11 protein-coding genes and 1 riboswitch are annotated in these 10182 nt (G+C 44.9%); of the genes, 9 read left to right on the top strand and 2 right to left on the bottom strand.

The genetic code is table 11. The features are described from left to right. The 4 genes from MHH60_RS32950 to MHH60_RS32965 all read left to right on the top strand — a co-directional run. Nucleotides 1-181: hypothetical protein (locus MHH60_RS32950; RefSeq protein ID WP_341161220.1), on the top strand; the 181-nt coding region annotated here is incomplete at its 5' end. A 111-nt stretch (nucleotides 182-292) separates the two neighbouring features. Continuing rightward, a complete protein-coding gene (locus MHH60_RS32955; RefSeq protein ID WP_076136929.1) occupies nucleotides 293-1057 on the top strand; it encodes an acyl-[acyl-carrier-protein] thioesterase in 765 nt (254 codons plus the stop codon). A gap of 183 nt (nucleotides 1058-1240) precedes the next feature. Beyond that, nucleotides 1241-1828, top strand: coding sequence for an RNA polymerase sigma factor (locus MHH60_RS32960; protein WP_076128449.1), 588 nt, complete (start codon nucleotides 1241-1243; stop codon nucleotides 1826-1828). Continuing rightward, the gene (locus MHH60_RS32965) at nucleotides 1803-2990 is read left to right on the top strand and encodes a DUF4179 domain-containing protein (RefSeq protein WP_076136927.1); all 1188 of its coding nucleotides are present in this window, start codon (nucleotides 1803-1805) and stop codon (nucleotides 2988-2990) included. The genes MHH60_RS32960 and MHH60_RS32965 overlap by 26 nt, the downstream gene beginning before the upstream one ends. A gap of 107 nt (nucleotides 2991-3097) precedes the next feature. On the opposite strand, the gene MHH60_RS32970 is transcribed toward MHH60_RS32965, so the two are convergent. After that, nucleotides 3098-4015 carry an AraC family transcriptional regulator gene (locus tag MHH60_RS32970; RefSeq protein WP_076136925.1) on the bottom strand — a complete coding sequence of 306 codons (918 nt, stop codon included), beginning with the start codon at nucleotides 4013-4015 and terminating at the stop codon, nucleotides 3098-3100. Nucleotides 4016-4065: 50 nt separating this feature from the next. Continuing rightward, on the bottom strand, nucleotides 4066-4512 hold the full coding sequence (tsaA, locus tag MHH60_RS32975; protein ID WP_076136923.1) for a tRNA (N6-threonylcarbamoyladenosine(37)-N6)-methyltransferase TrmO: 447 nt from the start codon (nucleotides 4510-4512) through the stop codon (nucleotides 4066-4068). 127 nt (nucleotides 4513-4639) lie between these two features. Between tsaA and MHH60_RS32980 the strand changes: the two genes are divergently transcribed. The 5 genes from MHH60_RS32980 to purE all read left to right on the top strand — a co-directional run bounded on the left by MHH60_RS32980 (nucleotide 4640) and on the right by purE (nucleotide 10117). After that, entirely contained in the window at nucleotides 4640-6775 is a 2136-nt protein-coding gene (locus MHH60_RS32980) for a DNA topoisomerase III (RefSeq protein ID WP_076136921.1), read from the top strand. Between the two features lie 161 nt (nucleotides 6776-6936). After that, nucleotides 6937-8160 carry an MFS transporter gene (locus tag MHH60_RS32985; protein ID WP_081389073.1) on the top strand — a complete coding sequence of 408 codons (1224 nt, stop codon included), beginning with the start codon at nucleotides 6937-6939 and terminating at the stop codon, nucleotides 8158-8160. Nucleotides 8161-8251: 91 nt separating this feature from the next. Beyond that, nucleotides 8252-8515 carry a DUF1294 domain-containing protein gene (locus tag MHH60_RS32990; protein ID WP_036680925.1) on the top strand — a complete coding sequence of 88 codons (264 nt, stop codon included), beginning with the start codon at nucleotides 8252-8254 and terminating at the stop codon, nucleotides 8513-8515. Between the two features lie 40 nt (nucleotides 8516-8555). Further along, complete coding sequence (locus MHH60_RS32995; protein WP_036680923.1) at nucleotides 8556-8990, top strand: universal stress protein; 435 nt, start codon at nucleotides 8556-8558, stop codon at nucleotides 8988-8990. Nucleotides 8991-9224: 234 nt separating this feature from the next. Beyond that, nucleotides 9225-9326: riboswitch (purine riboswitch) on the top strand. 305 nt (nucleotides 9327-9631) lie between these two features. Then, entirely contained in the window at nucleotides 9632-10117 is a 486-nt protein-coding gene (purE, locus tag MHH60_RS33000) for a 5-(carboxyamino)imidazole ribonucleotide mutase (RefSeq protein WP_076136919.1), read from the top strand. Nucleotides 10118-10182: the final 65 nt, after the last annotated feature.

A 10182-nucleotide genomic window follows, 5' to 3' on the forward strand; every position in this document is an offset into this window, starting at 1 on the left:
AGCGCCGATGGTACTTGGACCGAAGGGTCCTGGGAGAGTAGGACGTTGCCAAGCACACGAAGCCATTGTTGATTTATCAACAATGGCTTTTTTGTTCCCTTTATCGCTTAATTTAAATAATGTGGATAAGTTATGGGCAATTAACGAAATTATAAAAGTTACTAACATGTGGATGAAATAATAAAATATATTCAAAAATGAAAGTAGTCCCCAATTTATGTGGATAGAGCAGTGGTATATGTGGATACTTCAAGTAAATGCAAGGATATTTTGCATGGCAGGAGGATAAACAATGGACAACAGTAGTGATCTTGTGTGGATAGAAGATTTTTCTGTACATGCGAGCGACACGGATTATCGTTCGCAGGGTAAGTTATCCTTTATTCTGGATATCATGCAATGTGCGGCAGACTTCGCAGTGGGTAATTTGGGGATAAGTGTGGAAGAGATTCTGAATGCAGGAATGGGCTGGATGATGATTACGTTAGATCTTGATTTTAAGCGTATTCCCCGCCCGAATGATCTGCTTAGCGTACATACCTGGAGTAAAGGCACTAAAGGGGCACTGTGGCAACGGGATTATCGTATTTTCGATGCAGATCATATAGAAATCGCTACAGCACGTTCCATATGGGCTTTAGTAGATATTGAGAAGAGAAAGATACTTAGGCCGAATGCCCTTCCTGTTCAGGTTAAGCACTATAATGGCGATTCAGTAGGCGATATGCCTGTTAAGGTAACGATCCCTTCTGATATTACTATGGAAGAAGCTTATCAGTATCAGGTAAGATATAGTGGGCTGGACAGCAACGGACATTTGAATAATGCCCGATACGGGGATTTATGTTGTGATGCGCTCAGTTTAGCGGAATGGGATAATGCAGAGTTCACACGCTTCCGGATTACTTATCTACAAGAAGCTAAGTTTGGGGATGAACTGACTATTTTACGTTCAGCTGTAACGGATGAGGGTATATATGTACGCGGTCAGAATAGTGATACTGTGTATTTTGAAGCATGTATAGCGTTAAAAGGGTCCATTAGCACGAATAAGTAAGTAATTTATAAATATGGAATATTATTATATAAGCGATTTCTCCGAACATCAATCGGGGCAGTCGCTTTTTTTATTGAAAAACGGATGGTGTTTCTAACATATTTGGAAAATTTTTTGAGCCTGTCACAATTAAAGAGGTTACATTCGTTATATAGTTGTAGTCAATAACAAGGAGGTGATTCTTTGGAACGTCGCAGCCCCGGGGTCCAAGTGAATCAAACAATAATTGAAGAGGCTATCGATCAGGTTCTTGCGGGTAACCGCGAAGCCTATAGAACTATAATACAAGCCTATGAAAGAAAGATTTATACGTATTGCTATTATATTTTGAGAAGTCATGAAGAAGCAGAGGATGCTGTGCAAGATATATTTGTAAAAGTGTATCAGGAACTCAGACGTTATGAGAAACGAGTCTCTTTTAGTGCATGGCTGTATAAAGTGGCCTATCATCATTGTCTGGATCAGGTTCGCAAACGTAAGCGAAGAAACCGTCTGTTGTCGCTATATAAAGAGCAGCAGCCTAAAGCCTATTATAATCCTAACGATGAGGAGCCATTGCAGAAGTTATTTATGGATGACCTGACAGCCGAAGAGAGCAATCTCCTGATTCTTAAGGTGGTTGAGCAATACAGCTTTGAAGAAATGGGTCAGATTATGGATTGTAATTCAGCTACTTTACGTAAAAAATTTGAACGTCTACGCAAAAAGTTAGTCCGGCAAAGAATGAATGAAGGAGGCAGCCCTCATGGAGAAATGGCAAGATCCAACTGAAAGTCAGAAGATGGAGCACATTCGTCAAACATTCCTAAATCATGAAATGCCGGTAGACAGTTTCAGCGATTCAATTATGAAGCGAATAGGAGACGAGGGAATGGAAAAACGAGCGTCAAGAAAGAATGGAAATAAGTTCCTGAAAAAATCATTGGTGGCTGCCTCGGCAGCAGCAGTGTTGGGTGCGGGCATAATCGGTAGCGGATTTGTATCCCCGGTCATGGCTGAAACGTTGAAGCAGATTCCTGTTGTAGGTAGTATTTTTAAGGGAATTGACGATAAAGGTCTAAATGCTGCTGAGGAAAAAGGATTATCTACTGCCCCTAACCAAAGCGTTACCCATGATGGAGTGACCTTAAAGGTTACCGATGCCTATTATGACGGCTCGCGGTTGGCTTTTGCGATTGAACGGGAAGGCATTGATAATGATAAGATGATGGCTGAGATGATTATTGAACCCATTGAGTTCGATCCATCGCTAACAGAACAACATGGGAAAGTGACAATGAACCAGTCCGAAAAAGGGTTGTTGGGTTCAGCAGAAGTGAAATTGCCGAATGGGAAAAAACTGGAGAGCCAAATGTCGTCTTTTGGTGATGTTGAGGGCAAAAAGAATGCTATTTTATACGATTACAGAAATCTAAATAATATAGAGGCTTTGGGGGATGAATTTGAATTAAGCATCAGTGTGCCGGTGGCACAAATTGCAGAGCCTTTTGTAATCAAGGTGCCGGTGAGAAAAGTAACGGAAGGAATTATCAAGCTTGATCTGAACCAAACAAAAGAGGCAGAAGAATTCAGTTATACGATTACCAAGCTGGAATTAACTCCAGCCACAAGCAGATTACAGCTCAGCGAAGAAGGTAAAGCGCCAACTGTGAAAGAAAAGGATGGATACACAACCTCTGAAATGTTCTATGAAATTGTTGATGAACTAGGTAATGCGTTCTCATCGGGCGGGTCATTTAACTTGCCAGCTATAGTCTATCCTTTGGTAGACAAAGATTTCATTCCGTTCGCGCAAACACCAAAGACAATTACAGTTAAGCCGTTTACTTACTCCATTGATGAAAACCATAAAGCATTAAGGGATGAAGAAGGAAAACAAGTTAAACATTATTATCCGGAGCTTGAACAAACGATTCAGGTGGAGCAAAAGTAACTATTAATCCCATAAGCAAAAAGAAGCCCGTGTCTGCATAGCAGATACGGGCTTTTTGTTAAAAAATGAGAATTTATAAGCTACAAAAGTATAATATCTTTATATTTCTAAGAGTAACGGTTGTCATCTATAAAAGACGACAACATAGTCTCTTCTTGTAAAAATTCTAACGGAATGTAGATTTCACTCACCGAGTTTTCGTTATCTGGTCCAAGGTACAATTCACCATAATATTCCAATTCAAATGGAATGGACATCCTGTATTCTGTTTTCGGCAGCCAGATTCCGTAGATATATTTATAGGTAGAAGGGATATCACAAGAGCGGCCTTTATGGATGAATTTCAGATAACGTATGGGTGGTAAGATCTGAAGGGGGAAAGTCTGATTGTGGTCTGCTTTTATAGGACTAAGTTCGCAGGCACACATGATCGAAAACCCATTACTCTCATAGTCATCTGGCCAGAAGCCAAGCTGATAATATTTTTCAGGCTGTATTCTATCCGATATAGTGGCTACCTTATTGAAAAGCAAAGGCCAAGTATCAGAAATGACGGAGAAATCATGGTCTACTCTAATTACGGGTCCTTGAAGTATAATTTCTCCGAAATCAACGAGCTGGGGGGAGAGATCACTGTCAGAAAGGACTTGAAGTAGATCCTGTTCATAGAGTCTAGGGAGCAAAGGGAGTTTCGTTTCAGTAAGCCTTTTTCGAACCAGAGAGGGAGTCGTGTGCAGCATTCTTTTGAAGGCACGGGTAAAGGTCTCATAGTTACTAAAGTTATAGTCTAATGAGATGTCCTGGAGGGAGCGCTCTGGCATTCGATGAATGTCCAAGGCTGCTTCAGTGATTTTGCGTCTGGCTATATAGTCGCCGGGTGCTATCCCAGTGACTGCTTGAAATAGACGGGTGAAATGATAAAGGGAGTATCCCATTTCTTTGGAGAGGACAGCTACAGGAAGAAACGTGGTTAAGCGATCCTCAATGAGATCTAAGGCTTGAATGATTAGTTGGCGATTGTTCAAGAGATGTCCTCCCATAACAGTTAATAGAAATGGTGTCTAGCACGATTACTTCAATTATTTGCTGTCCAGTCGCCCCAAGCAGCAGCCCAATCGGGAACGGTCACTTCCATTACGCGATCTGCACTAGGAAAATAGGCTTTGATGTCGAGAATCGGTGTACCCGAATAGGCATCAAGCCCAGCCACCTCTACTATTCCAGTGTCTACATCGACGGACAGGATTGCTGCTACACTAAGCCCAATTGGATTAGGGCGAATAGGGGAACGGGAAGCAAATACTCCAGTTAAGGTCGCATCATAAGGAGGCTGAATCTGTGTAGTCTGCCGGAAATGATCATCTGCAAACTCATGCAGCCACCAAAGCACTTGGCAATGACTAAACTGAGATAAACCTTTAAGCGCCGGTCTGAATTCCGGGTTGATTTCAAGCCGCAAATTATGTGCTGTACCTCTAACCGATCCTATAGATAATATATTATAGCTTTCTTGTTCATTCATTGACTATGACTCCTTTCGGGTATCAGATACGATCTAGTGTATAACAGAGGCATACGGTAAAGCCTGACGATATTTGCTAACATTCATTTAATGCTATAATGAAATTTGATGTGGAAAGGGGAGCATTATGAAGACACTAGTATTGGCGGAGAAGCCGTCTGTTGCACGCGAGATTGCACGGGTCATGGGATGTAATAATAAACAGAAGAGTTATATTGAAGGTCCAAAATATGTGGTTACCTGGGCGCTTGGTCATTTGGTCGGCCTGGCAGAGCCAGAGGATTATAATAAAAAGTTTGCAACTTGGGCCTTGGAGGATCTGCCGATTTTGCCGGAGAAGACCAAGCTGAAGGTGCTGCGGGAGACCAACCAGCAATACAAGGCTGTGCAGCATCTAATGAAGCGTCAGGACATTGAGGAGCTTATTGTTGCTACAGATGCTGCCCGTGAAGGGGAGCTGCTGGCTCGCTGGATTATGAATATGGCAGGGTGGAAAAAGCCATTCCGGCGGTTATGGATATCCTCGCAGACTGATAAGGCAATTAAAGAGGGATTTGCAAAACTCCGTCCGGGTCGGGAATTTGATCGGTTGTATGAATCTGCACGTTGCCGCGCAGAGGCGGATTGGATGATTGGACTGAATGTCACAAGAGCTTTGACCTGTAAGTTCGGTTCGCCGCTCTCAGCGGGACGGGTACAAACGCCGACATTAGGGATGATCATGGATCGTGAACAGGAGATTACGGGTTTCCGTTCCATTGATTTTGAGACGCTGACTGCTGATTTTGGGGATTTCCAAGCGGCATGGCGGGCCAGTAACGGTGATGGCCGAATATTCGAAAAGGATAAGACAGCCAGCTTAAAGGATAAGCTTACAGGACGCAGCGGCCGTATTATTAAGGTACAGAAGAGTGAGAAAAGTGAACCTCATCCACTGGCTTATGATCTAACTGAACTGCAGCGTGATGCGAACCGGAAGTTCGGCTTTTCCGCGAAGCAGACCTCCAGTGTACTGCAGCGGTTATATGAGCAGCATAAACTTGTCACATACCCGCGTACGGACAGTCGTTACTTAACTTCAGATATGACGGGCACACTCAAGGAAAGACTGGATAGTGTTGCGGTCGGTCCATATGCAGCGTTAGCACGTCCATTGCTGCGCAAGCAGCTGCTGATTACGAAGCGAATCGTGGATGATAGTAAAGTCAGTGATCACCATGCTATTATTCCTACAGAACAGACTGTATTGTTAAATGGTCTGAGTACTGAGGAACGTAAGTTGTATGATCTGATTGTGCGGCGTTTTATAAGCTTGTTCTATCCGCCAGCTCGTTATGATGCAGTAGCTGTAACTGTCAATGTGGAAGGCGAAAGCTTCCATGTCAAAGGGACGACAGTAAAAGATGCCGGCTGGCGCGAAGTATACGGCGGAGATATGAGTAGTGATGACGAGGAGGAATCTGCGGACGAGCCGGCAGCGGGCAGTATCAAGCTGCCTGAGCTGCGCGAAGGGGCTGCTGTCACGATTGGCCGCTGTATGGTGCGTGCTGGCCGAACGCAGCCACCGAAGCGTTATAATGAAGCTTCGCTGTTGACGCAAATGGAGAAACACGGCCTCGGAACCCCGGCTACACGCGCGGATATTATTGAGAAGCTGGTAAGCTCCGATACGATTGAGCGGCAAGGAAATCTCCTGCATCCGACAGGAAAAGGTAAGCAGTTAATCGAGCTGGTATCCACTCAGCTACGCACCCCGGATCTAACCGCACGTTGGGAAGCTGAGCTGGAGAAAATAGCGCGTGGTCAAGGCAAACCGGAGCTCTTTTTACAAGGTATCCGCAGTATGGCACAGGAATTGGTAACAGGTGTGAAAACTAGCGGAGCAGAATATAAGCCGCATAATGTCTCTAACAGTCATTGTCCGGAATGCGGTACAAGACTACTCGAGAAGAAGAGCAAACGAGGGAAGCTGCTGGTATGTCCTGCAGATAACTGTGGCTACACCCGTGCAGGTGAGAAAAGACTATCAAATCGCCGCTGCCCACAGTGCCATAAGAAAATGGAGCTTAAAGAGGGTAAAGCAGGCATGTTCGTACAATGTCTAGGCTGTGGAATCACAGAGACCTTAGATAAGGATCACAAGCATGTTAATAAACGTGAACAGCAAAAGCTGGTGCAGCAATACAGTAAGCAGGAAAGCATTGGTTCTAACCTTGGGGAACTGCTGAAAGCAGCGCTTGAAGGACAAAAGAAGGATAAGTAGTAGGAGTCATCGGATGGTTAGCTTCAATTAAAACGAATGATTAGAATAATGAAGGCTGCTGAGTGTGCTCAGTAGTCTTTTTTCTATCCTAGTAAGTTTATGTGGTCTACGGATAGGCTTTGAATTAGAATGGAAAGCAAATGAGTGGAGCAGGTGATTAGGTGGCAGCTGAGCGGCAGGCGAATCCGTTGAAAGCGGCAGATCGCCCACAGGGGCAAGGAAGCAGCAGGTTTTTCTTTTTGGTTATTGTATTTATGTTTTGGTTCTCTTCTTATATTTATGTGCCGGTGCTTTCACCATATGTTGAGCATTTGGGATCATCGTATTTTATGGTGGGCATGGTGCTTGGGATATATGGGTTAATGCAGATCCTATTCCGTATACCCATTGGCATCGGTTCAGATTATTTAAATAGGCGGCGGCCGTTTATCTATCTGGGATTGATTGCGAGTGGAGTCAGCTGTTTTCTTTTTATGTGGGGAGCACAGCCGGGTTGGGCGTTGGCAGCACGTGCGGTATCCGGGATAGCAGCATCGGCATGGGTTGTGTACTCTGTGATGTTCGCAGGATATTTTCCAAAAGAGGAAGCTGGAAAAGCGATGGGCATGCTGCAATTCACTACAGTAATCGCCCAATTGACCAGCATGATGATCAGCGGCTATATGGTAGAGCATTGGGGCTGGAATGCCCCCTTTCTGATTGGTGGAATTGTAGCTATTGCGGCACTAATTCTTGCGCTTCGGTTACCGGAACAAAAGCAGGAAAAACGGCAAAATGCCATACAGATCAAGGAACTGGCTGGTGTCGTAAAGGAACCTCTGCTGGTAAAAGTCTCGCTGTTGTCTGTGCTGGCGCACTGTGTGCTATTTATAACGATGTTCGGATATACTCCGAACCAGGCGCTGAATATCGGAGCAAGCAAAGAAAGCTTGGGCTGGCTAACACTCGCTTTTATGATTCCGCATGCCATCGCAACACTCTACGGTTCACGTCTGTTTGGAGGGCTGCTGGGTGATAGAGGGAAGCTTATGCTAGGCTTTGCGGGAAGCGCGTTGTTTACGCTGCTCATTCCTTCTATGCCGACGTTAGCGGCGCTTTGTCTGACTCAGGTGGGGAATGGTTTTATGCAGGGACTTATTTTTCCGCTGCTGTTGAGTAAATCCGTATCAGAAATAGATCCCTTTAAACGGGCTACAGCCATGGGTTTCTATCAGGCCGTTTATGCGATAGGGATGTCAGCAGGCCCATTCGTAGCAGGTTGGATGAGCTCTGTATATGGCTTGACCGGAGGATTCTGGTTAGGTGGGATTGCGGCGGCGTTGGCTACAATTTTATCCTGGGTATGGATGAAGGATACGAAGCAGAAGCAGCTAAAAGAAACTTAACAGACTTGGCAGAGCGTGTAAGGATGATTGGTTTTTTGTGCAAAAGGGGAATATAATAGAGATAGGAAGCAAGGAGGAGGAGCCCGGGAGAATGGTCAAGGTTGTAATGTTGTGGTTTGTGGTAATTAATATTATCGGGTATGTAGTGATGTCCGAGGACAAGAACAAAGCCCGCAAAAGGCGGGAACGTGTACCTGAGAAAACACTTTTTCTGCTGGCAGCCATGGGCGGCGCACTAGGTGTGCTGATTGCCATGTACCGTAAGCGCCACAAGACGCGTCATACATCCTTCAGGATCGGAATTCCGCTTCTGCTGCTGCTGAATATCTTTTTGTACAGCTATTTTTTAAGATAATAGTCTTTAGGATTACAAACTAGAAAAAGAGGTGGCGTACATGTTATTCTCTAAAATTTTGCTAGCCTATGACGGTTCAAAGGCTTCTAATCAAGCATTGGAGCGCGCAATTGAACTCGCTAAAGTCACACCAGGTTCTATATTGCATGTCGTACACGCATTTGAATTCCCAAGATTTTTTATCGGAGAAGCTCTTGCACCTCTACCAGCTTCAGTAAATAAAGAATATTATGATTTGGCAGTGCAGACTACCGAAGAAGTGAAGGGACGCCTTGAGGCTGAAGGTCTGAATGCTGAGGTTGAGCTTTTACAAGGATCTCCTGCGGAAGTGATTTTGAAATATGCTAAGGAAAATGCTATAGACATCATAGTTATCGGCAGCCGTGGGCTTGGCGGTATACGTGAATTTGTTCTGGGCAGTGTCAGCCATAATGTAGTACAAAGCGCTCGTATTCCAGTGCTGGTTGTAAAATAATATAGAGTTCAAAGGGACGCTGATAGCGTTCCTTTTTTTTCAATTTAAGGAAGTACAGGTCTTATTCTGGAGCTTAAACACCATAGCGCATTAGAGGTAGGAGTGTACGGAAAGAAGTCTTTCCTCACAAAATATAAGGTTATTGAGAATTTAAATCCGCCCAAAAGCGAACATTTATTATGGTGATTTTACCAATGTTCGTGTTTGAGTTGACATCATGTGTAGGGGATTGTTAAACTGATGTCATGAAGAGCTCGTATAAAACCGGGAATATGGCCCGGAAGTTTCTACCCGGGAACCGTAAATTACCGGACTACGAGGAAATAGGATGCTAGAATGCGATAATGCAGTCCAGATAATGGAGTGATGCATTGTGCAGTTTTCCGCGCTTAATGCCAGTTTGGCGAGAGGCAAGCGGGAGTGTTTTTTCCTAATTCCTTTACTAGTCCGATCCTCCCGCAGCAAAATGCGTATGGACATCGGGCTTTTTTAATATAAGGAATAAGTTACACGTAATACATCAACCTTATATTATTAAGGAAAACAATAGTCATCCCTGAAGGACGAGAATGTAGTCTCTGTTTGTTCGGATTTACAAGATAAAGATATCTCATACTAGTGATTGGAAGGTAGGTCGAATCATGTCTGTGCAGGTAGCTGTCATCATGGGTAGTAAGTCGGATTGGGATACGATGGAGCACGCTTGTGGGGTGCTGGAAGAGCTGGGATTGTCTTATGAGAAGAAGGTAGTATCCGCGCACCGTACACCGGACTTGATGTTCCGCTATGCGGAGGAAGCCGCAGGCCGCGGCATTCGCGTGATTATTGCAGGAGCAGGCGGCGCCGCGCATTTGCCGGGTATGGTGGCTGCAAAGACGATTCTGCCAGTGATTGGAGTGCCCGTGCAGTCGAAAGCACTTAATGGGCTGGATTCGCTGCTCTCCATCGTGCAGATGCCTGGAGGCATTCCGGTAGCAACGGTAGCTATTGGTAAGGCAGGCGCTATAAATGCAGGCCTGCTGGCCGCACAGATCATCGGAGCGTTCGACCCTGAAGTGCAGCAGCGTGTGCAGCTGCGGCGGGATGCGATCCGCGATGAAGTATTGGAAAGCAGCGACAGCTTATGAGGCCGGAGGAGCTGAAGCTGCAGGAGGCTGGCGGCGCAGCTTCGCCAGCTGCACAAGCGTCCGGT

The sequence above is a fragment of the Paenibacillus sp. FSL H7-0716 genome (assembly GCF_038002705.1).
GTDB classification, from domain to species: domain Bacteria; phylum Bacillota; class Bacilli; order Paenibacillales; family Paenibacillaceae; genus Paenibacillus_AQ; species Paenibacillus_AQ odorifer.

Excerpts from the sequence above, each read along its gene's own strand:
- MHH60_RS32955 (WP_076136929.1), top strand. The coding sequence starts at position 293 with ATGGACAACAGTAGTGATCTTGTGTGGATAGAAGATTTTTCTGTACAT.
- MHH60_RS32965 (WP_076136927.1), top strand. The coding sequence starts at position 1,803 with ATGGAGAAATGGCAAGATCCAACTGAAAGTCAGAAGATGGAGCACATT.
- tsaA (WP_076136923.1), bottom strand. The coding sequence starts at position 4,512 with ATGAATGAACAAGAAAGCTATAATATATTATCTATAGGATCGGTTAGA.
- MHH60_RS32980 (WP_076136921.1), top strand. The coding sequence starts at position 4,640 with ATGAAGACACTAGTATTGGCGGAGAAGCCGTCTGTTGCACGCGAGATT.
- MHH60_RS32990 (WP_036680925.1), top strand. The coding sequence starts at position 8,252 with ATGGTCAAGGTTGTAATGTTGTGGTTTGTGGTAATTAATATTATCGGG.
- MHH60_RS32995 (WP_036680923.1), top strand. The coding sequence starts at position 8,556 with ATGTTATTCTCTAAAATTTTGCTAGCCTATGACGGTTCAAAGGCTTCT.
- purE (WP_076136919.1), top strand. The coding sequence starts at position 9,632 with ATGTCTGTGCAGGTAGCTGTCATCATGGGTAGTAAGTCGGATTGGGAT.